The following is a 20,086-nucleotide window of genomic DNA, read 5'->3' as shown; positions in this document are numbered from 1 at the left end:
CCTCGCGGGCGGGCGGCCAGGTCCGGGCTGTCAGCTCCGGGCTTCGGGGAAGAGCCGGATCAGCACGTCGCGGCGCCATTCGCCGAGGTCGCGTCCCTGCGGCGGGACGGGCTCCAGGGTGCCGTCCTCCGCCGGCACGAGGCGGATCCCGACGCCGGGCGCGAGTTCGTCCGGGACCTCGCCGGTGGCGGCGAGCCGCTGCGCGAGTGCGGCGAGGACGCGTGCCCAGCCCTGCCCCAGATAGGGCGGCAGCCCGTCGGCGCGCAACTCCGGCAGGCCCCTGGCGGACAGGCCGGAGGTGCGCAGGGAGAGGCCTTCGGGGCCCTCAGCACCCACGACGCGGATCTCCGACGTGACGTCCGCCACGGCAACCCCACCTCACCATCGGGCGATGTCCGATAAATTATGACAGTGAACTGGGCCGTGACGACGTACGACTCCGCCTTCGGGTATGTGTCCGCGCACGGTGCGCCCCTTGTCGATCTGCTCGATCCGCAGCCCGGCGAGAGGATCATCGATCTCGGATGCGGCACCGGCTCGTTCAGCGCGGAGATCGCCGAACGGGGCGCCGAGGTGCTGGGCATCGACGGCAGCCCGGAGATGGTCGCGCAGGCGACCGCCATGAACCCGGGGCTGTCGTTCATCGTCGGCGACGCCCATGACTTCACCGTAGGCGAGTCCTTCGACGCGGTCGCGTCGAACGCGGCGCTGCACTGGATGACCCGCGACCCCGACGCGGTGATCGGGCGCGTGCACGCGGCGCTGCGCCCCGGCGGCCGGTTCGTCGGCGAGCTCGGCGGCGCCGGGAACTGCGCGGAGCTGATCGTCGCGATGCAGACGGCGTGGCGGGTGTTCGGCCTCGGCGAGCCCGAGCTGCCCTGGTACTTCCCGTCGCCCGCCGAGTACGCGGCCAAGCTGGAGGAGGCCGGGTTCACGCTGCGGCTGCTGGAGCACGCCGACCGCCCGACCCGGATGACCGAGGGGCCGAACGGCGCCGCCGACTGGGTGCGCGCCTACGCGTCCCGCGCACTGGCCGACGTCCCGCCGGAGCTGGTGGACCCGCTGCTCGAGCGGGTGAACGACCTCGCCGCGCCCGCGCTGCGCCGCGAGTCGGGATGGGTCGCCGACTACGTGCGGCTGCGGTTCGCGGCCGTCCGCCGGTCGGATGGCGCCGCGCCGGCGCCCTTCGGGCCACTGGCCGCCGACCACCCGCTGTGAACCCCGCCCTAGGGTGGGAGGCATGCTGCGGTTGTACGACCATCGAACGGGGCGGGCGGAGGCGCTGCCCGCAGGGCGCGGGCTGCGCGTCCAGGTGGTGGACTCCTCGGACGGGCCGGACGGCGGGTACCGCCGCGCGGTCGTCGCCGACCTGCTGCGGCGGGTCGCCGAGCGGGCCGGGCGCCGCGTCCGGGTCGTGAGCACCCCCAGTACCGCGAGCGGGTTGGACGACTACAACGTCCAGCCGTTCGAGGTGCTGGAGGACGTGCTCCCGGACGCCGACGTCTACGTGACCGGCAGGGCCGACATGGACGCGTTGTGCCTGGTCGTGCCGCAGGAGACCGAGTCCGCTCCAGACCCGTTGACCGCGCGCCTGGCGATGCTGGAAGTCCCCTACAAGGAGCCCCTGGAGCTGTCCGGGGAGAGGGTGGCGGCGTCCACCGAGCGGCTGGACGCCTGGCGCGGCAAGGTCGCCGAGTGGGCGACGTCCCCGGGGCGTCCGATGAGCCGCGAGTACGCGGACGAGGCCATGGCCGCGCTCGCCGACGACCTCGACGGCCCCGCCGCGCTGGCCGTCCTCGACCGGCTCGCCGCCGACCGGGACGTCCCGCCGGGCGCGAAGCTGGAGACGTTCATCCACCTCGACCTGGTGTTGGCGCTCGGGCTGGTCTCCGCGATCGGCCAGGCCTGACCCTGGCCCCGGTCCCGCTCAGCCGTTCGGGACCTCGATCATGCTGCCGTCGGCGAGCAGGTCGGCGACCGATCTCCTGAACACGTGCGCCGTCCCGCCGCCCGGCTGGCCGAACCACGGGATCGCCGTCCCGGTCAGGGCCTCCATGGGGCGCTGCAACCGGTAGACGCGGTACGGGCGGTCGCGCCACTCGGGCGGCAGCGACCGCTGCGGATACGGCGTGCGGGCCGCGTACGTCACGTTCCCGTCCGAGCCGCCGTAGCGGTCCACTTCCGTCCCGGCGGCCAGTTCCATGACGTGGCGGTCGCGCAGGAGCGACAGCGGCGGCTCGCCCTTGAGCGGCTCGAACGGCCCGTCCTTGACGGTGTGGCGCGGGTCGAGCAGGAGCCGTCCGAGCAGGTGCGCGGACGCCTGCTCGGCGTCGTCGAAGACGGCCTCCTTGCGGCGCTCGCCGTCCCGCATCTGGAACACCGACCAGCGGCCCGGCTCCGACGTCAGGCACCAGACGCCCTCGGCCGTGTCGTCGACGCGGTAGGCGGCGCGGTCGACGCGGAGCTGGTCGAGCCGGTGCTGGAGCCTCTCCGCCCAGCCGGGGCCCGCCTCGGTCCGGACGCGTTCGGGCGCGGCGCGTCCGGTGACGGAGGCGTTCGCGGCGTCCATGGTGTCGTCGTCCACCGCCGGGACGCGGAAGCCGTTGGCCCTGATGTGCGCGACGAGATCGGGCTCCGGCGGGACGCCGTGCTCGCTCAGGTAGTAGGCCACCGCGCCCGACCACACCCACGTCCCGTCGGTGTGGAAGGTCAGCGGCACCACCGTGCCGCGCGACGGTTCGAGCCGGTCGGGGGCGTTGGAGCGGGCGGCCATGACGGTCGGGGCCTGCCGCAGGTACTCGGCGACGCGGCCGGCCTCGTCCGGCGGGACGGGCGGGCGCGACACGGCGGGACGGCTCCCGTCCGGTCCCGCGTGGTCGAAGATCCTGGCCCTGCGCAGCCCGGAGCGCGGCCGGGGCGGCGGCGTGTCGGCCACGGTCACGGGCTGGGGGCGCGGCCCGAGCCGCCGCGTCATCCATTCCGGGACGTCCTCGCGCGGGAACCGCTCCAGCTCGCGCCGGACGTCGTCGGCGGACGGCTCCTTCTCCCAGCGCGGCTCGTCGTCATGGGCGAAGCTCGCGCGGCAGCGCACGCCCCCGTCCTCGTACAGGACCTCGAAGTCGATCCGGAACCAGGTGGAGCCCTGGAACGTGTGCGTCCCGGCGCGGAGCCGGTCGAGGAGGGCGGCGGCAGCGGCGGGCGGCGTCCAGGAGGTCCGGGCGCCGTCGCCCAGGTGGACGGTGGCGGAGGGCAGCTCCGCGTGCCCGCCGACCGCCTGGTAGTGCCCGGAGACCCGCTCCCACAGCGCCGGCGCGCGGTCGGCGACCAGGACGGCGAACTGGTTCGACAGCAGCTCCATCTGCTCGACCGGGTTCAGCGGGCCGGGATCGGGCGCGGGGCGGTCGGCGGGCTCGCGGCCCTCCAGGCGGTCGCGCAGCCAGCCCGGCATGTTGGCGCCGTCCCTCGGCATCACGATCTGGTCGCGGCGCCAGCACTCCACCGGGATCGGCGGGTCCCACAGCGGGTCGAAGTCGTGGTTGTAGAGCGGACGCGCCGCGCCGGGTTCGATGATCATGGTCATCGAGAACCAGGTGCCCTGCTCGGACAGGTAGTGCGCGCGGCGCAGGTCCATCAGCAGGCCGGTCAGCTCCTCCGGGACGCCCTCGGCCGTCACGATCCTGCCCTCGCCCGTCAGCACCGTCAGCGCGACGTCGCTCACCGCGACAGTCGCGACGCAGTGCAGGTCGAGCCGCCGCCAGCCGGGCGGAGCCAGCCGCCGCGCGAAATCCGCGATCCGGCCCTCGTACTCCGCGACGCGGTCGTTCTGGCCCGTCACCCCGCGTCCCTCCGTCCGGATGGCTCCTCCTTTGGCACCTGATCGGCAGGTTAACCGCACTAATCAATGTATTGCGCTCTAACCCGGGCATTCGCGACGCTCGGGGGAGGCTACTTTCGTATGTCGTGTCCACCGCTGCACCCGCGTCGTCCGTCCCGGCGTCCCCCGGCCCGCCGCCCCGGCGGCGCCGCCCTACCCGCCCGCTGATGTCGGCGGTCGTCACGATCACCGCGCTGCTGTGCGCGCTCGTCGGCGGCATCGGCTGGTACTTCGCCGGCGTCGCCATCGAGGTCGACCACTCCGCCGAGTACCCGCTGACCATCGAGGACGCGGGGAACGGCACCGTCACGCTCCCCCGCGAACCGGGGACGGAGCGCCCCGGCACGTGGTCCCTCGTCTGGAGGGGCGGCCGCGCCCTGCTCGGGCCCGTCGTCGGCGGGAACGACGAGCACGTGGTCCGTAAGGTGACGCCGGTCGAGGGCGCCCTGGTGAAGGACGCCCCCGCGATGATCGACCACTGGATGTACGACGGCGACCCGAAGACGGCGCTCGGGCTGCCGTTCCAGGACGTCACGTATCCGTCCGAGGTCGGGCCCATGCCGGCGTGGCTCGTCCCGGGGACGTCCTCCAAGGGCACCTGGGTCATCGGCGTCCACGGACGCAACGCCGACAAGGCGGAGACGCTCCGCGTCATGCGGACCGTCCACGCGCTGGGCATGCCGATGCTGTCCATCGCCTACCGCAACGACATCGGCGCACCGCCCTCCAAGGACCGCCACAACCATCTGGGCGACAAGGAGTGGCACGACGTCGTCTCCGCCATGGGCTACGCACGCGCCCACGGCGCGACCGGCGTCGTCCTGTACGGGTGGTCGATGGGCGGCGCGATGGTCATGACGACGTTGCAGCGGGACCCGACGTTCGTCCGCGGGGTCGTGCTCGACTCCCCCGTCCTGGACTGGAACGCCACCCTGGACAAGCAGGCCGACGCCCGCCACCTGCCCGGCTTCATCACGGACATCGCCAAGCGCGTCCTGCAGTGGCGCATCGGCATCGACCTCACCGACTTCGACATGCGGCGGTTCGCACCCCATCTGCGGACGCCGGTCCTCATGTTCACCACCGAGGACGACGAGACCGTCGCCAACGCCCCCGCCTTCGCGTTCGCCCGCAAGGCGCCGCCGGGCACGGTCACGCACATCCCCACGCCCGGCGACCACACCGAGTCCTGGAACGTCGACCCGGCCGCCTACGAACGTTCGCTCGTCGCGTTCCTCAAGCGGGTCGGCTGACCTCCAGCAGGGTCTTGCCGACGGTGCCGCGCGACTCGATCGCCGCGTGCGCCCCGGCCGCGTCGTCGAGCGGGAAGCGCTGCCCGATCACAGGCTTGAGCCGTCCGGCCGCCGCCTCGCGCAGCGCGCTCAGCGTGAACTCCCGCATCTCCTCAGGCGAGGCCCCGGGCCGGACGAGCGTCACGCCGCGCTCCTTGGCGTCCTCCTCGGGGATGCTCGCCCACTCCCCGCTGGCGAGCCCGAAGCTGACCATCCGACCGCCCTTCCCGAGCAGGCCGAACGCCTCGCGGGCCACGTCCCCGCCCACCCCGTCGAAGACGACGTCCACCGGGCCGGCCTTCTCCGCCCAGCCCGGCTCGCCGTAGTCGACGGCCTCGTCCGCGCCCAGCCGCAACGCCAGCTCGGTCTTCCTGGGGCCTCGGGCAGCCGCGACGACCGTCGCGCCCTGCGCCTTCGCGAGCTGGACGAGGAGCGTCCCGACCCCGCCTGCCGCCGCCTCCACAAGGACACGCTCCCCCTCGCGCGGCTGGGCCGCACGCGTCATCATCGTCGCCGTCCGCCCGTCGGCGAGCAGGGCCACCGCGTCGTCGAGGGCCAAGCCGTCCGGCACCTCGAACAGGCCCTGGGCGTCCACGACGGTCTTCTCGGCGTAGCCGCCCGTGCCGCCGGTGCTGCTGACGACCCGCCGTCCGACGAGCGCCTTGTCAACGCCCTCACCGACCGCCGTGACCACGCCGCCGACCCCGTTGCCCGGGATGACCGGCGGTTCCCACCGCACCGGCATCGGACCGGACCCCGACCGCGTCTGCGTCTCCACGAACGTGATGTTTGCGAACTCGACCTCCACCAGCGCCTGCCCCCCGCCCGGCACCGGATCGGGCGCGTCCCCCGGGACCAGCACCTCGGGCCCGCCGAACTCCCTCAACCACACAGCACGCATATCCGACTCCTTCCCATCAGCGCTTTCAGGAGGAGCCTGCTACCTCAAGCAAGGTCGAGGTCAAGCGGACGCAACGAATCCCTTTTCTCGCCACACGCACCTCTGTAAGCTTTCGCGCGTATTCGGCCCGTCGTTTGCTGCCGCTCAGGGATGGCGATGCGCACCCGGTTGGTACGTTCCTCCCCGCTGGGGTCCCGCCGCGCCGCCTGCCTGTCGGCCGTCCTCGCCGTGTGCACGGCCGCGGGATGCGGCTCGTCCGGCTCGTCCTCCAACGGCGAACTCTCCCCCAACGGCCGGTTCGACACCGGCGGCGCCACCCCCGCCGCGCAGGCGCCCACCGCGGTCCCGACCGAGCAGCTCTTCAAGACGGTGCTCGACCGCTACCGCGCCTACCAGGCCGCCTACAAGAAGGCCTACGAGACCAACGACCCCGCCGGCCTCTCCGACGTCGCCATGGACCCCCTCCTCACCGAGGTCACCGACGACATCGAGGCCACCAGGGCCAAGGGCCAGATCTGGCGCTTCACGAAGACCGTGAACCCCCGCGTCTACGCCCGCTCCAAGGACGGCACGAAGATCTATCTGATCGACTGCGTCAACACCCTCGCCGGCTACCGCTTCTCCGCCAAGACTGGCAAGCGGACCGGCGGCGGGAAGGGCGGTGCCTACGTGTACCGCTACACCGTCCAGTACGACGGCGGCGCCTGGAAGGTCGCCGCCTCCGTCCGGGACGGCACATGCTGACATCCCCCCGAGGACACGCGATGTCTCACACCCCCACCCGGCGCCGCACGGCGTCCCGCGTCACCGTGGCAACGGCCCTGCTCTCCTCCGCACTCGCGTTCCCGGCCCAGGCCCTCGCCGACGGATGCGGCGGCGCGAACAAGGGCCTCGACTGCAACCTGTCCGGCGTCACCGGCGGAGGCTCCGGCGGAGGCGGCGGGACGGGCGGAGGCTCGGGCGGCGGAGGCGGCCCGGTGGGCCCACCGCCTCCCCTGGGCCTGATCGACAACCAGGACGTGGAGAGCATCGCCGGCCCAGGCGCCGCCGCACCGCCCGCGGCCGCGCCGCCCAACACCTGGACCCTGGTGCAGCAGGCCAGAGACTCGGCCCAGCTTCCCGTGCCGACCGTCCACACGGCCCCCAAGGACAAGACCTTCGTGCGGCTGCGGACGTCCCTGTGGGTGGACGGCTTCACCGTCGTCCAGACCAAGCCGATCACGGTGGGCGCCCAGACCATCCAGGCGACGGCGACCCCCTCGTCCGTCACCTGGAACCTCGGCGAAGGCCAGCTCGTCTGCAACGACGCGGGCACCAAGAACGGGAAGACCTGCAACTACACCTACAAGCGCTCCTCGGCGGGCCAGCCGGGCGGCGCCTGGAAGATCACCGCCACCATCACCTGGAAGATCACCTGGAAGTGCGAGGGCGCGGACTGCGACTCCCCCGGCGGCACCCTCGAAGACCAGACCATGACCTCCCAGCCCACCCCCCTGACCGTCAGCGAAATCCAAACCAACACCGGCAACTGACCGAGCAACCAAGGAAGGAGTCATGCCGACCACCGACCAGGAAGGCCGCGAGCCACTGGAGACCCGCTGTGAACGCGCAGCCCGAGAGGCGGATCGAGAGGCCGGGCTCATCCGGGCTTACCTGGAGGCAGGCCAGATCCCGCCCGGTTACGAGGTCTACACCCGCGAGCAGATCACCTCGGGGGAATGGCTTTCCTGACGACCGCCACCTCCGGCCGTACTGCTGCCACCCCTACTTGGACTGCGCGTACCACTCGCAGAGCGCCGCGCCACCGGCGGGGGCGGCCTGGCGCGGGCGATCCGCATGGCGCCTCCGGCCGCGGCCTGGGGAGGGTTGGCGCTCCATTCGCTCGTACTCGGACTCGTTCTTTGGCCAGGCGGGACGGGAATGGGGGTTCGCCGTTCATCGCCGCTTCCAGAAGACGCGGTGACGACGAGCGGATGAAGAGGCGCCCCTCGGCCTGCCACATGCCCCGGTCCAGCGAGATTTCCCAGAACGGGTAGCGCTCGCGTAGTGAGAGCAGTGCATCGGCCTCGTTCATGACGTGCTTTCGGGGAGCAGCGCCCACACGGCCTTTCCTCCGCCTCCTAGCGGCTGCGTGCCCCATTCCTTGACGAGGGCGCCCAGCATCGCCAGCCCGCGCCCGTCCTCGCTCAGCAGGTCCGCAGAGCCCGGTACCGGCAGGACGTCGGAGGAATCGAAGACCTCCACGACCGTCCCCTTGTCCGCTTGGACGACCCGCACGGTCGCCATCGCGCTATTCGTATGCCTCAAGACGTTCGTCACCAGTTCCGACACCACGACCTTCGCCACATAGGCGTCCTGGCCCCACCTCCCCAGAACGGCCTCGACCCAGTCCCGAGCTTCCTTGACCGACTCGGCCCGAACCGGCACCACGATCTCCGCGGGGCACTCCATGAACGATCACCTCCGACTTCCGGTAACTCCCCGCACAGAATCCACTCCAAGAAGTAACGTGAGCATGCAAGCCCCGAGACGCACATCGAGGACTCAAAATCACTTAATTCCACTTCAGAGCCACTGGAGATCACTGCCATGGCCAAACGCAAGCCGTCCCCGGCCCTGAAGGCCTTCGGCGCAGAGGTCAGACGCCTGCGCGAAGACGCCGGCATCACCCGAACAGAGCTGGCCCACCGTGTAGCGGTGACGCCCTCCTATATCTCCCAGGTCGAAAGCGGCAACACCCGGTGCCGCAAGGACTTCGCCCAGCGACTGGATCATGCGCTGGAAACGGGCGACCAACTCACGGCGTCCTGGGCCAGGCACCTTCGCGCCGCGAGCTACCCGAAGTTCTTCGCCGACTACTCCGAGGCCGAGTCATCAGCCGACCTACTCCGCGCCTACGAAGCGACGTTCATCTACGGGCTGTTTCAAACCGAGTCGTACATTCGATCCCTGCTGCTGACCGACGATGCAGTGGAAGCCCGAATGCGGCGTCAAGAAGCCGTCCTGCAAGTAAGAACGCCTCCTACCATCGGGGTGGTGCTCAGCGAGAGCGTCCTACGCCGTTGCGTGGGGAGCCCCACCGTGATGCGGGAGCAACTCGAATACCTACTTGAGGCGTCACACCGAGACAGCGTCAGTCTCCAGGTGGCTCCCACGGGCTACTATCGCGGGGTAAGCGGGTCGTTCAACATCGCTACACAGGCGACTGGCGACGAGTTGCTCTACATGGAAACCGCTACAGGCGGTATCACGTCAAGCGAGTCGGAGGACATTCTCTTCGTCGTTAGCTCGTTCACCATGTTGCAGGCCAAGGCACTCTGCGTAGACGATTCGCGCACGCACATCAGAAAGGTGATGGACGAGTGGAGCCGAGAGTGAGCCCGACCTGGCGTAAGTCTCGTCGCAGTGATGACAAGGGCGGCGCGTGCGTGGAACTGGCCGCCCTCCCGAAGAGCGTGGGCGTCCGGGACTCCAAAGACCCGGATGGGCCGAAGCTTCTGCTCGCCCCCGCCGCGTTCCGGGCGCTGCTCGCGGACCTCAAGCAGCAGTAGCGGCAGGCGGAATCTCTAGGGCTCCGGCCGCTCTCCTGGAACTCCGGCGTGTTCAGTCATACGGCCACCTGGTGGCCGGCTCGGCGAAGTATGCCGACGGCCTCCTCAAGCCGGCCGGCCGGGACGAGCACAAGGTCGCCGTCGTAGCTCGCCGCGGTCCAGACGGGGAGCTCGCCGGCGGCAAGCGGCGCGACGATGGCGCTGAGCATTCCCGTCGCCTCCGGGTCGTGCGCGTCATCGCCGTTCCACAGCGCCGCCCATCCGTCCTCGGCCGTGTCGTCGCGCCGCATCGCCGCGCCTCCGTCCGGACCGAGCACGAGCGCGAGCAGGTCGGATCCGAGGGCGACCGTGCGGACGTCGGACACCCGCTCGAGAACGAAGCGGCCCTCCAGCACGCGCAGGTTCTGAGTTCGGGCGGCCGGCGTCGAGCTGCGATTCACAGAGTCCTCCAATTGCGTCACAGCGAAAGGGGCAGTGTTACCGGATGTCGTGGTCGGGGTTGGTCTGGTCGTATCGGTGCCGGGCCTCGGCGATGACGTCGCGATGGGCGAGAGACCAGTCGGCGAGTGCCTTCACCAGGTGGGTGAGGCTGTCGCCGGTCTCGGTCAGGCGGTAGTCGACCTGGGCGGGGACAGTCGGATACACGGTGCGGAGGACGAGTCCGTCGCGCTCCAGCCTGCGCACCGTGAGGGTGAGCATGCGCTGGGAGATGCCGTCGATCGCGCGTTGCAGTTCCCGGAAGCGCCGCGGCCCGCCGGCGAGTTCGACGATCACGAGTACCGACCACTTGTCCCCGATGCGGTCCAGGACGTCGCGGATCCCGCAGTCCGGATGGTCCGCGCGTCCACAGGGATCGAGCGCCGCGGGCTCGGGGGTTACCCCGGTGTGCGTGGGTGACATGGAACTGCCTCCTTGTGGCCGGCGGCGCGGGCGAATCAGGATCAAAGCGTAGTTACCGAAGAGAACCACAACGGAAGTCTGTGACGCACATGATCTTGGTTACCGGAGCGAACGGAAGCCTCGGCTCGGCGACCCTCGCGGCGCTGCACGCCCGCGGCGCGAGCGCGACAGGCGGCAGCCGCACACCGAAGGACGGGATGCGGCACCTCGATTTCGACGACCCCGCCGGCATCGACCTCGCCGGGGTGTCGACCCTGGTGCTGGTCTCCGCCGGTTACGCCGAGGACGACCAGGTCGTCCGGCGGCACGGAGCCGTCCTGGACGCCGCGGTCCGTGACGGCGTCCGCCATGTCATCTACACGAGCCTGACCGGCGCGGGCGACCACCTCGGCTTCGCACTGGCCCACCGCGCGACCGAACGGCTCGTGCGCGCCTGCGGCATGCAGTGGACGATCCTGCGCAACGGCCTGTACGCCGAGCTGTTCGGAGGTCTGCTGATGTGGACCGGCGACGGCGTGGAGTCCGCGTTCGGCGACGGCGCCCTGGCCGCGGTCGCCCGTGCGGACCTCGCCGAGGCCGCGGCGGCCGTCGCGGCGGATCCGGCACGGCACGGCGGGCGCACCTACGAGCTGACCGGCACGCCGATCACGGCGGCGCAGGTGGCCGAACAACTCGAAGTCCCCTGCCACACGATCGACCTGGGCGAGTACCGCCGCAGGCTCCTGAGCGTGCCGGAACTTCTGCCGTTCCAGCCGCCCATGCTCATCTCGATCGCGACGAGCGTCCGGCACGGCTTCCTCGACGGCAGCGGCCCCGACCTCGCCGACATCCTCGGCCGCCCCATCCGAGACCCGCTGGCCACGGCCGTCGCAGCCGCCTCCGCCGCGCGACCCCCGGCCCGGGCTGTCGACCGCTGACCCGCCGTCGACGGCGGTGAGGATGCTTCGGTGGCCGGTGTCGGTCATCGTGCGTACGCTGGCGCGTCAAGATCGAGATGGGGGCTGCGGCGCGTATGGGGCCGGGCCAGGTCCGGCGCGGAGGGCGTCCACCACGCTTCCGTCGAGCCCGCTCGCCGCCGACAGGGTGAGCAGTGGCGGACAGGTCGTCGCCGTGCGCGACGAGAGCGGTAGTGAGCCCGCCAGCGAGGTTGCTGTCAGGGCCAGACGGCGGCGGACAGAAGCTTGGTGGTTTCGAGGGGCGGCAGTCCGTCATCGAGTTGACGGAGGCGGACGTAGAGGCTGCGCATTGCGCCGCGGTCCGGAATGTGCTCCCCGCCTGCGGCCTTCTCCAGGACGGTGAGCGTGTTGACCAGGCGTAAGGCTCCGACCGGGGTGCCGCCGATGCGAAGGAGCCGGAGACGGTTGGCCTCAGTCTTGGCGATCCGTGCGCCAGGGCCGTCATCGATCAGCACGATCACCTCGTCGCCGGCTTCAGCGGCGACGACCGCATGCGCGATCACCATCGTCTCTCCGAGGTCCTTGGAGTCTCGCAGTCGCTCCCGGCTTGTCGTCATGTGGTGTGTCGTCGTCCAAGCCGGACAGATCAACGTTCACATCAGGAAGATCAGAGGCATTGGCCCAGGTGACGGCGGAGTCGGTGGGATAGACACCCGCCTCGCGCAGGTCGGCTTCGGCCTCTTCGAGGGTGACGCCGCACAAGGTGGCTATGGCCTGAGCGGACAGCACTCCGAGGGCGTAGCCGTTGATCGCGCGGGCGAGCAGCTGCTGCGGTGTCCGCCGCTTGTCGGACTCGGCCTGCAGCGCGCGGTACTGGTCGATCCACCCGAATCGGGCAGCCAACTGGGGGGTATAGAACTCCGCCCACTGCTCGCTGGTCGGACGGTCGATGTATCCGGCCTGCTCAAAGGCGATCGCGGCGATCGCGGGGGATACCAGAAAGCGCTGCACCACGGCCGACAACGATGCCAGAGTCACCTGCCGGTCGCCCAAGAACTCGCGCAGACCTTCGAGAGGCACGAGGAGGTGCCGGGCGAAGGCCCGGCACCTGTCCTCCCTCGGAGACGGTTCGCTCCACCCTTCGGTGACGGTCCAGTCTTCGAAGAGAACATGGGCGAGTTCGTGAGCGAGCGTGCTGCGCTGCCGCATTGGATGCTTGGTGCGCGCGACCCCGATGAACACGACATCTCGGTCTGGGTCCCGCATCGCCAGACCGTGCTCGTCAGGGCCTACGCCGAGCACCGCCACGTCGATCCCCGTGGTCTGCTCGATGACCGTCACGAGGTCCCCCAGCGGCTGCTGCCCGAGGTGATGCTCGCGGCGGAACCGCTGCGCAGCGGCCCGACCTTCGGCTTCGGCGTCCACCGGGATCCGGCCTCCAGGTCAGACCGTCGCGGGGACGGCCTGATCGTCCAGGTAGTCGTTCAGTTCAAGGAAGCCGAGCAGCGCGTCGCGCATCTCCTCCATGTTGGAGCCGTTCGTCGCCCGCGCCGCGTACTGCACGCGGTCCGCCACGGTCCCGGTTCCGGTCAGTTGCGGAATGGTGTGCCCGGTCGCCTGAGCGATCAGCACGATCTCCGGCATCTTCGCCACCCGGCCGCCGGAGATGATCCGCGACAGGGTGGACTGCGAGATGCCGGTTGCGTCCGAGAGCCTTCGCTGGCTGAGTCCAGCCGCCACGCGGGCACGTTCGATCAGCGCGCCGACAGCCGCCATGACCACTCCTGAATCAATAGGTCGCTCTGTGATTCAGTGTAGGTTCCGCCGGAACTGGTCAACCGTGGGGACCACTGCCCTGCTGCACCTCGCCCGCTTCCTTGTTCGGTGTCGGTGGCCGGTGTCGGTCATCGTGCGTACGCTGGCGCGTCAAGATCGAGATGGGGGCTGCGGCGCGTATGGGGTGGCGGATCGAGGCCGGCGGGTACACGGCGGAGTTCACGGACGATCTGGAGATCGTCTATCGCAACCCCCGGGGGCGGGCGCTCAAGGAGGTTCCCGCGCAGCTGGGGGGCGCGCCCGGCCTCGTCGCGATGTTCACGGTTCGGCGGTACCTGAAGCGCCACGAGGAGCAGTGCGGCGAGGCGGCGCGTTCGTGGGCGGCCGACGGTGTGAGCGTCCCCCGCGCGCTGGCGGACGCCGACCCGTTCTGGGCGGAGGCGCTCGACGAAGCGGGCGTCACGCTCACCACGGAGCCGGTCGAAGGCGGGCTGTGCGCTCGGACCTACGTCGGCCCTGACGACCGCAGGCTCACGCAGGTGCTCCGCGAGCCCGCCGTCCGCTATCGCGACATGCTGATGGCGTTGGACGGGTGGGAGCCGGAGGGTCTGTTCGAGACCGGCCTGAACGACCCACACTGCGGCGTCGTCCCCTTCCCCGAGCGCATCATCGCGGAGCACCCCGACGTGGAGCGGCTCGCGGCGGAGAAGGTCCACACCCTGGAGGTCCGGACCGGTCGCTGGCGCTCTTTCTACAAGCCGGCCGTAGAGGAGGTTTTGGCGGGCCTGGAGGAGTCCGCACCCGCGCTCCTGATCTCCCTCCTGGACGCGGTGGCCGATGCCGCCCACGCCCACGACGAGCCGGAGTCGGCCGCCGCCTGGTTCGGCCGCGCACGCAAGCTCGAACGGACGCTGGCGCACCGTCCCGACCCGGAGTGGCTGGCCGAGCGCTACGAGGAGCACGCGGACGTGGTGTCCGCGACGGTCCTGCGGGCATGGGCGCGCGACCTGGCCGCCAAGGGCGCGGCGACGGCGGAGGGCCTTGCCCGCTTCCGCGAGGTCATGGTGTGGCGGGTCGAAGCCGGCGGCGACGTCTATCCGCAGCTCGCCGCCGACCTCCGGAAGATCGCCAAGGCCGCCGGGCTGGACCCCGAGGAGGAACTCGCGGAGTTCCTGCGATCGGTCTTCGCGGCGGGCGAGGTGTCGTTGAGCGACGACGGGTTCTGGGCCGCCGCGCTGAAGGGCCGCGCCATGGACCTGGTGGCCGGGCCGGAGGCGGCGCGGCGGGTGCTGGAACTGCGTCCGGGATATCCGAGCCAGGGGCCGCTGTGGCTGAAGCTGCTCGAACGCAGCGGCGCCCTGGCGATGCTGGCCGGCGACGCCCCCGGCCTCCAGCGCGGGGACGCCGCCGCCTGGCTGGTCTCCTGCGTGCAGGGACCTCAGTGGAGGGACCCGCTCGGCGAGCTGTACGAGCTGGCCGAGCGGATCGCCCCGCGGCTCGCGTCCGACGGGGTGCCGGTGGCGTTCCGCTTCTGGCGGCTCGACGAGACCGGCCGCCGCAGGACGCCCCTGGACATGATCGACATACTGCTGGAGCACGGCGTCCCCGTCGCCGACCCGCCGGAGCGCCTCGGCCCCGCTTTCTTGCCCGACCTGGTCTGCGGCCGCCGTCCCGAACTGCGGCACGTGCTGGCGGACGAGCGGTTCGCGCGGGAACTGCGCGCCCGGGCGCGGGGCGACCTCGACATGACCGTCGGGGACAGCGCGTCCAACACCTGGTACGAGCCGCACGAGACCAAGGGCTGGGAAAGGCTCCCGGTGCTGTTCGACAACCCGGTCGGGCACGAGGAGGTGCGCGCGTGGTGCGCCCGCGAGCGCGCCCTGCTCCGCGCGGGCCTCGACCTGTACGGGCTGCGGATGCTGCTCGGCCGGTTCGTGCACGCGGGCGAGGCGGTGGACCTGCTGCTCAAGGACGCCGAAGCGGCGCGCGAGTTCGCGGCGGTGGACGTCATGGCCCTGCTCATGGCCGACCTGCCGGACGAGTTCACCCGCGCGCGGGTCGAGGAGCTGCTGAAGCTCCTGGAGCCCCAGTACATCAACCGCGCGGTGTCGGGGCCGAACTTCATCGCCCTCTCCAAGGCGCTGCCGGAGCTGAAGGAGCAGGACAGGGACACTTTCGGCAGGGTCGCGTTCTCGCTGGTCACGGCGGTCAACTGCCGGGTGGGGCTGGAACGCCTCATCCGTCGCTTCACTCCCGGAGAGGAGCCGAAGGAGGCGCCCCCGGCGGAGAACGCCGACCCGGTCGTGCGGCAGTGCGGCTGGCTCATGGACCTGGCGGGCTCCGGCACGCCCGCCTGGGACGGTGACCTGAGCACGCCGAGCGCCAAGTTCGACGGCAACGTGGTCGGCCTGGAATTTCAGAACCACGCCAACACCGCCGCGTACACCGGCGTCCCCTCAAGGTCGAGGGCGCGTTCGTACCAGAGGCCGGCGGCCTACGGCACCTACCCCTTCGTGTCGGGGGAGCCGGGCCGCTGGCGGGTGGTGCGCTGCGGACTGCCCGAGGGCACGAAGGGCGGCGTGGCCTCCCCCGGGACGGCGTTCCGCACGGCCACGTCCGTCGCCATGGTGGTGGGCTTCCACTATCCGGTGCCCCCGGATCGTGTGCTCCTGGAGTACGCCCCCGAGGGGGAGTTCGCCGAGGAGGGCCCGCTGGCGGCGGCCGGTGCGCGCCTGCTCGACGCCCGCGTCCTGGAGCCGGTGCGCTCCGGGGCGTGGTTCGCGCGCTTCAGTGAGCTCTGGCGCGAACGGGACCGCCCTCCGGTGACTCCTGAGATGGCGGCCGTGTTCGCGGAGAGGACGGGCCTGTCGAAGGCCGAGGCGTCCGTCGTGCTCCAGGGGGCGCTCCTGTCCGCGCCGTACCAGTTGGGCGGGGACGACCCCGTCCGGTTGGTCCACTTCGGCCCGGGACCGTCCGGCGTGACGCGGTGGATCCCGGAGGCAGACCAGGTGAAGGAGGGTCTCAGGGCCCTGCGACCGGCCGAGTTCTACACCGGGCTCTACGAACGGCTCCTGCCGGACGACCCGGAAGAGCTGTGGACGTCGGGCCCGTCGGTCGACCGCGCGGCCGCGTGGTGCTCGGAGCGGTCGGGTGCCCGCTTCCCCGTGCCCGCCGGACTCCTGCCCCGCGCGCTCAAGGAGATCACACAGCCCAAGGGCGAGACTCCGCTGCCACGCGCGGGCATGAAGGCCCCGTGGCCGTGGCGGAGTGGCCGGCCGCTCCTGCGGCCGTGGGCGCTCCTCGGCCGCGTCGCCGCAGGCGCGGACTGCCTCGCGGACACCTGGGCCTTCTCCGGCGAGCCGGACCCGCTCGCCCTGCCGCGCGTCGCCGCCTGGCTCGCCTACCGGACCCCGGCCGGCGATCCGCTGCGCCCCGCGATCGGAGCCGCGATCTCCCGGCTGCGCGAGGCCGCCGCCGGTCCGCGCACCCTGTTCTCGCTGCAGAGCAACCACCTGATGGGCGACCCGCCGCCCACCGGCGCGCTCACCGGCCATCCGGCGGTGACGCTCGTCGAGGACGACGTCTTCGAACTGAGCCACCTGCGGGTGGATCCGGCCGCGGTGAAGGGGCCGGACGACCCGCTGCTCGACCTCCTCGACGACTACTACGATGCGACCCTGCCGTCCCAGGTGGTGCCCAGCGGCTCCGGGCTTCCCGCACTGGCGGACCTGCGTCTGCTGCTCAGCGACGACTTCGCCGCGCTCGGCGCGCACCTGGCCGCCGACGCGGACCTGGCGCCGGGCTGGGAGCAGCACCCGGCACGCTCGGTGCCGCACCTGGTGGAGGAATGCGCGGAGACCCACCGGCTGGGCGAGGACGCGGCGGCCCTCTACCTGATGCTGCTCGCCCTGCCCGACCCGTCCGACCGCAACGTGAAGGAGTGGACCGGCTGGAAGCCCGCCCGGTTCAAGGCGGCGGCGGCCGAACTCGGCGACTCGGGGCTCGTGCTGAACGCCGCTCGGGCGCGTGCGGGGCGCTCGCTGTTCGTGCCCGGCGCATGGCGGGAGTACAAGGCGCCGCGCCTCCCCATCGAAGTGCCGAAGATCCGCCTGATGCCGCTGGCGGACGAGCGCCGCTCCTTGGCGAGCACGGCCGTCGTCCCGTCCGGCCCCGTCCCCGTCCTCTTCGAACGCGCCTGGATGAACGCCCAGCCCCACGGACTCCGGTAAGCCGGTCAGCCACCTGAGCCGTCGCCGGGTTCGGCGCCGGTGATGGCCTTCATCTCCTGGCCCATGATGTCCACCAGCGATCCGCCGTCGGAGTCGCGGTTGGTGAGGATGACGCCGACCCAGCCGGTGTAGGGGTAGATGCTCCAGTTGGCGCCGACGCCGGGGTTGCCGCCGGCGCGCTGGTACATCCACTGGCCGTTCACGATGCTGATCGGGATCCCGTACGCGCCGAACGACGCCGGTCCGTGGGGGATCTTGGGCGCGGTGAGCACGTCGGCCCAGGGGCGGTCCAGCACCGTGCCGTCGCCCAGGGCGTGTGCGAACCGGGCCAGGTCCGGCGCGGTGGCGAAGCCGCCGTCCCCGGGGGCGTCGATGAAGGCGCGGCCCGGGTTCTTGCCGAGCACGTACGGGTTCGGGCTGCCCTTGTCCAGGTTGCGGAGGGCGTCCACCACGCTGCCGTCGGCCACCTTCATGTACGGGTGCGCGAGGTGCCCGTCCGCCAGCCACTGCGGCCTGGTGTAGAAGCCCGAGCCGGTCATGCCGCAGCGGTCGAAGATGTTCTCCTGGACGTAGTCCCAGTAAGGCATGCCCGCGACGGCCTCCACGATCAGCGCGGAGATGGTGACCTCCGGTTCCGCGTGGGCGGTGTTCGGAGTGCCCGGGACGCCCACCAGTTTCGCCTTGCGGGCTCGCTGCTCGTAGTACTCGTGCACCTCGTCGCGGCTCTGGAAGACGCGTTCCACGTCTTCGTCCGGAGCGTCCAGCCCGGACGTGCCGGAGAGCAGGTGGTGGATGTTCACTCGATCGGCGATGTCTTCGGCGAAGCCGGTCAGGTGGGTGCCCACCGTGTCCGTCAGGCGCAGCTTGCCCTGCTGGGCCAGCTGCAACATGGCCACCGCGAAGAACGGCTTGCCCGCCGAACTGAGGGTGAACGCCGTGCCCTCCTGGTTGCGGATCCCCTTCTGCTGGTCGGCCATGCCGTAGCTGCGGGACAGCACCGTCCGGCCCCGATGGGAGAGCAGCACCCGACCTGAGAACTTGCCCTCGGCGGCCAGTTTCGCCACGTAGCGGTCGTAGGCCCCGCCGGGCAGGGTGTCCGGCGGGATCTCCCCGCGCCGGGACGGGCCGGTCGGCGGCGAGGCGGCGCGGGCGGTCCCGGCGCTCGCCAGCGGCAGCCCGGCCGCCGCGCCGGCGGCTGCCAGCCCGCCCCATGCGACCAGTCGCCGCCGGCCGATGCCACGTGCCGAATTCAAGTCCATGCTCACGGTCCCATCTCGGTCGAAAAACCTGGCGCTGACAGTGATGCGCCGCAGGGGCCGCCAGGGGGCGAGGCCGTCCCCGCCGCCTCCTGGACCGGGTCCGACGCGATCACCTCGCCAGTCAAGGCAGCGCGGTGTTGTCTGGGCGTATGGGGTTTTCCATACGTCGGCGATATGGAGCGGCTCGTAGCATCGCGGGCATGCGCGTGTCGATCGTCGAGACGAACACCGCGGTCGCGGGCAGGCGCCCGGGGCTCAGCGCCCGGTTGAAGCTCACCCTCAGCTACGCCGGATTCCTCCTGCTGGGGGGCGGTCTACTGCTGGCCGTGTTCTGGGTGTTCGTGCTGCGGTGGATGCGCGATGTCGATCCCTCAGCAATCCAGCGGAGATTCGGCGTCGTGATCGTGCTCGGGCCCGACCGCTCCGACCTCCTGCGCGGCTTCTATCCGGCCGCGGCCGCGGCGATGGGCTTCATCCTGGTGTTCGGCCTCGTGGGCGGCTGGATCCTCGCCGGACGGATGCTCGCACCGCTCACCCGGATCTCGGACGCGGCACGGATGGCCTCCGGCGGGTCGCTGTCCCACCGGATCCGGCTGCGGGGGCGCAAGGACGAGTTCCGCGAACTCGCCGACGTGTTCGACGCCATGCTCGAACAGCTCGAATCCCACGTCGCCGAACAGCAGAGGTTCGCCGCGAACGCCTCCCACGAGCTGCGCACCCCGCTGGCCATCTCCCAGACCCTGCTGGAGGCCGCCCGCAACGATCCCGCGCGGGATCACGGCGAACTCCTCGAACGCCTCCACACCGTCAACGCGCGGGCGATCGACCTCACCGAGGCGCTCCTGCTGCTCAGCCGCGGCGAGCGCGGGAGCTTCGCCCGCGAGCGCGTCGACCTGTCCCTCATCGCCGAGGAGGCCGCCGAAGCACTGCTCCCCCTCGCCGAACGGCGCGGGATCACGCTCGACGTCACCGGCGAGAAGGCCCACGCCCTCGGCTCCGCGGAGCTCATCCTGCGGCTGGTGACCAACCTCGTCCAGAACGCCATCGTCCACAACCTCCCGGACGGCGGCACCGTGACGGTCCACACCGAATCGCAGCAGGACGCGAGCGTGGTCCGGGTCGAGAACACCGGGCGGCCGGTGCCACCGGAACTGGTGCCGACCCTCACCGAACCCTTCCAGCGCGGCACGCGGCGCACCCGAACCGGCGAGCACGCCGGCGTCGGCCTCGGGCTGGCGATCGTGCACAGCATCGTCCGAGCCCACGACGGGACCCTCGCCCTCACCCCCCGCCCCACCGGCGGCCTCCTCGTCACGATCCGACTCCCCGCTGAGCAGGCCGGGGCGGCCCGGCAGGCGCCGTCCCCGGGCAGCGCTAGCAAGATCCTTTGACGGGCGGCCCGTGCGCG

At 71.4% G+C, this 20,086-nt stretch carries 21 protein-coding genes; 11 read left to right on the top strand and 10 right to left on the bottom strand.

All coding sequences use genetic code 11. From position 1 onward, the window contains the following. Positions 1-30: 30 nt before the first annotated feature. Positions 31-366 (bottom strand): hypothetical protein, encoded by a 336-nt coding sequence (locus ABWI07_RS12560; RefSeq protein ID WP_149260795.1) that lies wholly within the window; start codon positions 364-366, stop codon positions 31-33. A 45-nt stretch (positions 367-411) separates the two neighbouring features. Here ABWI07_RS12560 and ABWI07_RS12555 point away from each other — a divergent pair, with 45 nt between their 5' ends. Together ABWI07_RS12555 and ABWI07_RS12550 are read left to right on the top strand one after the other, a co-directional pair. Further along, complete coding sequence (locus ABWI07_RS12555; RefSeq protein ID WP_235036969.1) at positions 412-1,218, top strand: class I SAM-dependent methyltransferase; 807 nt, start codon at positions 412-414, stop codon at positions 1,216-1,218. Between the two features lie 22 nt (positions 1,219-1,240). Beyond that, the gene (locus ABWI07_RS12550) at positions 1,241-1,909 is read left to right on the top strand and encodes a hypothetical protein (RefSeq protein ID WP_353818603.1); all 669 of its coding nucleotides are present in this window, start codon (positions 1,241-1,243) and stop codon (positions 1,907-1,909) included. An 18-nt stretch (positions 1,910-1,927) separates the two neighbouring features. Here ABWI07_RS12550 and ABWI07_RS12545 read toward each other — a convergent pair whose 3' ends face one another. Beyond that, positions 1,928-3,835 (bottom strand): glycohydrolase toxin TNT-related protein, encoded by a 1,908-nt coding sequence (locus ABWI07_RS12545; protein ID WP_353818602.1) that lies wholly within the window; start codon positions 3,833-3,835, stop codon positions 1,928-1,930. A 125-nt stretch (positions 3,836-3,960) separates the two neighbouring features. Between ABWI07_RS12545 and ABWI07_RS12540 the strand changes: the two genes are divergently transcribed. Next, on the top strand, positions 3,961-5,127 hold the full coding sequence (locus ABWI07_RS12540; RefSeq protein WP_353818601.1) for an alpha/beta hydrolase family protein: 1,167 nt from the start codon (positions 3,961-3,963) through the stop codon (positions 5,125-5,127). On the opposite strand, the gene ABWI07_RS12535 is transcribed toward ABWI07_RS12540, so the two are convergent. Next, the gene (locus ABWI07_RS12535) at positions 5,111-6,067 is read right to left on the bottom strand and encodes a zinc-binding dehydrogenase (RefSeq protein WP_149260799.1); all 957 of its coding nucleotides are present in this window, start codon (positions 6,065-6,067) and stop codon (positions 5,111-5,113) included. The genes ABWI07_RS12540 and ABWI07_RS12535 overlap by 17 nt on opposite strands. Positions 6,068-6,223: 156 nt before the next feature. Here ABWI07_RS12535 and ABWI07_RS12530 point away from each other — a divergent pair, with 156 nt between their 5' ends. From ABWI07_RS12530 to ABWI07_RS12520, 3 genes are read left to right on the top strand one after another with little or no spacing between them, the layout of a single operon-like run. Next, entirely contained in the window at positions 6,224-6,811 is a 588-nt protein-coding gene (locus ABWI07_RS12530; protein ID WP_149260800.1) for a hypothetical protein, read from the top strand. A 20-nt stretch (positions 6,812-6,831) separates the two neighbouring features. Then, positions 6,832-7,599: a hypothetical protein gene (locus ABWI07_RS12525; protein ID WP_353818600.1), complete on the top strand. Its 768-nt coding sequence runs from the start codon at positions 6,832-6,834 to the stop codon at positions 7,597-7,599. Between the two features lie 22 nt (positions 7,600-7,621). Continuing rightward, positions 7,622-7,798 (top strand): hypothetical protein, encoded by a 177-nt coding sequence (locus ABWI07_RS12520; protein WP_353818599.1) that lies wholly within the window; start codon positions 7,622-7,624, stop codon positions 7,796-7,798. A gap of 339 nt (positions 7,799-8,137) precedes the next feature. Here ABWI07_RS12520 and ABWI07_RS12515 read toward each other — a convergent pair whose 3' ends face one another. Beyond that, entirely contained in the window at positions 8,138-8,518 is a 381-nt protein-coding gene (locus ABWI07_RS12515) for an ATP-binding protein (protein WP_149260807.1), read from the bottom strand. A gap of 138 nt (positions 8,519-8,656) precedes the next feature. Between ABWI07_RS12515 and ABWI07_RS12510 the strand changes: the two genes are divergently transcribed. Together ABWI07_RS12510 and ABWI07_RS12505 are read left to right on the top strand one after the other, a co-directional pair. Continuing rightward, a complete protein-coding gene (locus ABWI07_RS12510; RefSeq protein WP_353818598.1) occupies positions 8,657-9,445 on the top strand; it encodes a helix-turn-helix domain-containing protein in 789 nt (262 codons plus the stop codon). Further along, positions 9,430-9,618: a DUF397 domain-containing protein gene (locus ABWI07_RS12505; RefSeq protein WP_353818597.1), complete on the top strand. Its 189-nt coding sequence runs from the start codon at positions 9,430-9,432 to the stop codon at positions 9,616-9,618. The genes ABWI07_RS12510 and ABWI07_RS12505 overlap by 16 nt, the downstream gene beginning before the upstream one ends. A gap of 56 nt (positions 9,619-9,674) precedes the next feature. Here the strand turns inward: ABWI07_RS12505 and ABWI07_RS12500 are convergent, their stop codons facing one another. Together ABWI07_RS12500 and ABWI07_RS12495 are read right to left on the bottom strand one after the other, a co-directional pair. Continuing rightward, positions 9,675-10,058: an ACT domain-containing protein gene (locus tag ABWI07_RS12500; protein WP_353818596.1), complete on the bottom strand. Its 384-nt coding sequence runs from the start codon at positions 10,056-10,058 to the stop codon at positions 9,675-9,677. Positions 10,059-10,095: 37 nt separating this feature from the next. Next, positions 10,096-10,518, bottom strand: coding sequence for a winged helix-turn-helix transcriptional regulator (locus ABWI07_RS12495; protein WP_353818595.1), 423 nt, complete (start codon positions 10,516-10,518; stop codon positions 10,096-10,098). An 89-nt stretch (positions 10,519-10,607) separates the two neighbouring features. On the opposite strand from ABWI07_RS12495, the gene ABWI07_RS12490 reads away from it, so the two are divergent. Beyond that, positions 10,608-11,435, top strand: a complete 828-nt coding sequence (locus tag ABWI07_RS12490; protein WP_353818594.1) for an NAD(P)H-binding protein — start codon at positions 10,608-10,610, stop codon at positions 11,433-11,435. A 236-nt stretch (positions 11,436-11,671) separates the two neighbouring features. Here the strand turns inward: ABWI07_RS12490 and ABWI07_RS12485 are convergent, their stop codons facing one another. From ABWI07_RS12485 to ABWI07_RS12475, 3 genes are read right to left on the bottom strand one after another with little or no spacing between them, the layout of a single operon-like run. Further along, entirely contained in the window at positions 11,672-11,980 is a 309-nt protein-coding gene (locus tag ABWI07_RS12485; RefSeq protein WP_353818593.1) for a PIN domain-containing protein, read from the bottom strand. Beyond that, a complete protein-coding gene (locus ABWI07_RS12480) occupies positions 11,949-12,839 on the bottom strand; it encodes an ImmA/IrrE family metallo-endopeptidase (protein ID WP_353818592.1) in 891 nt (296 codons plus the stop codon). Before ABWI07_RS12480 ends, ABWI07_RS12485 begins: the two co-directional genes overlap by 32 nt. Positions 12,840-12,857: 18 nt before the next feature. Beyond that, the gene (locus tag ABWI07_RS12475) at positions 12,858-13,190 is read right to left on the bottom strand and encodes a helix-turn-helix domain-containing protein (protein ID WP_353818591.1); all 333 of its coding nucleotides are present in this window, start codon (positions 13,188-13,190) and stop codon (positions 12,858-12,860) included. Positions 13,191-13,369: 179 nt separating this feature from the next. On the opposite strand from ABWI07_RS12475, the gene ABWI07_RS12470 reads away from it, so the two are divergent. Then, positions 13,370-17,419 carry a hypothetical protein gene (locus tag ABWI07_RS12470; RefSeq protein ID WP_353818590.1) on the top strand — a complete coding sequence of 1,350 codons (4,050 nt, stop codon included), beginning with the start codon at positions 13,370-13,372 and terminating at the stop codon, positions 17,417-17,419. Positions 17,420-17,424: 5 nt separating this feature from the next. Here ABWI07_RS12470 and ABWI07_RS12465 read toward each other — a convergent pair whose 3' ends face one another. Continuing rightward, entirely contained in the window at positions 17,425-18,678 is a 1,254-nt protein-coding gene (locus ABWI07_RS12465) for a serine hydrolase domain-containing protein (protein WP_353818589.1), read from the bottom strand. A gap of 200 nt (positions 18,679-18,878) precedes the next feature. Here ABWI07_RS12465 and ABWI07_RS12460 point away from each other — a divergent pair, with 200 nt between their 5' ends. After that, the gene (locus tag ABWI07_RS12460; RefSeq protein ID WP_149260815.1) at positions 18,879-20,069 is read left to right on the top strand and encodes a sensor histidine kinase; all 1,191 of its coding nucleotides are present in this window, start codon (positions 18,879-18,881) and stop codon (positions 20,067-20,069) included. Positions 20,070-20,086 lie beyond the last annotated feature (17 nt).

The sequence above is a fragment of the Actinomadura sp. NPDC000600 genome, from assembly GCF_040492135.1.
In the GTDB taxonomy this organism is placed as follows: Bacteria; Actinomycetota; Actinomycetes; order Streptosporangiales; family Streptosporangiaceae; genus Spirillospora.
This window is presented reverse-complemented; position numbering and strand designations above follow the sequence as displayed.

Bases quoted from the DNA above. Each gene is read 5' to 3' on its own strand.
- ABWI07_RS12515 (WP_149260807.1), bottom strand. From the start codon at position 8,518: ATGGAGTGCCCCGCGGAGATCGTGGTGCCGGTTCGGGCCGAGTCGGTC.
- ABWI07_RS12475 (WP_353818591.1), bottom strand. From the start codon at position 13,190: ATGGCGGCTGTCGGCGCGCTGATCGAACGTGCCCGCGTGGCGGCTGGA.
- ABWI07_RS12530 (WP_149260800.1), top strand. From the start codon at position 6,224: ATGCGCACCCGGTTGGTACGTTCCTCCCCGCTGGGGTCCCGCCGCGCC.
- ABWI07_RS12520 (WP_353818599.1), top strand. From the start codon at position 7,622: ATGCCGACCACCGACCAGGAAGGCCGCGAGCCACTGGAGACCCGCTGT.
- ABWI07_RS12510 (WP_353818598.1), top strand. From the start codon at position 8,657: ATGGCCAAACGCAAGCCGTCCCCGGCCCTGAAGGCCTTCGGCGCAGAG.
- ABWI07_RS12490 (WP_353818594.1), top strand. From the start codon at position 10,608: ATGATCTTGGTTACCGGAGCGAACGGAAGCCTCGGCTCGGCGACCCTC.
- ABWI07_RS12525 (WP_353818600.1), top strand. From the start codon at position 6,832: ATGTCTCACACCCCCACCCGGCGCCGCACGGCGTCCCGCGTCACCGTG.
- ABWI07_RS12485 (WP_353818593.1), bottom strand. From the start codon at position 11,980: ATGGTGATCGCGCATGCGGTCGTCGCCGCTGAAGCCGGCGACGAGGTG.
- ABWI07_RS12460 (WP_149260815.1), top strand. From the start codon at position 18,879: ATGCGCGTGTCGATCGTCGAGACGAACACCGCGGTCGCGGGCAGGCGC.
- ABWI07_RS12465 (WP_353818589.1), bottom strand. From the start codon at position 18,678: ATGGACTTGAATTCGGCACGTGGCATCGGCCGGCGGCGACTGGTCGCA.
- ABWI07_RS12470 (WP_353818590.1), top strand. From the start codon at position 13,370: ATGGGGTGGCGGATCGAGGCCGGCGGGTACACGGCGGAGTTCACGGAC.
- ABWI07_RS12535 (WP_149260799.1), bottom strand. From the start codon at position 6,067: ATGCGTGCTGTGTGGTTGAGGGAGTTCGGCGGGCCCGAGGTGCTGGTC.
- ABWI07_RS12550 (WP_353818603.1), top strand. From the start codon at position 1,241: ATGCTGCGGTTGTACGACCATCGAACGGGGCGGGCGGAGGCGCTGCCC.
- ABWI07_RS12495 (WP_353818595.1), bottom strand. From the start codon at position 10,518: ATGTCACCCACGCACACCGGGGTAACCCCCGAGCCCGCGGCGCTCGAT.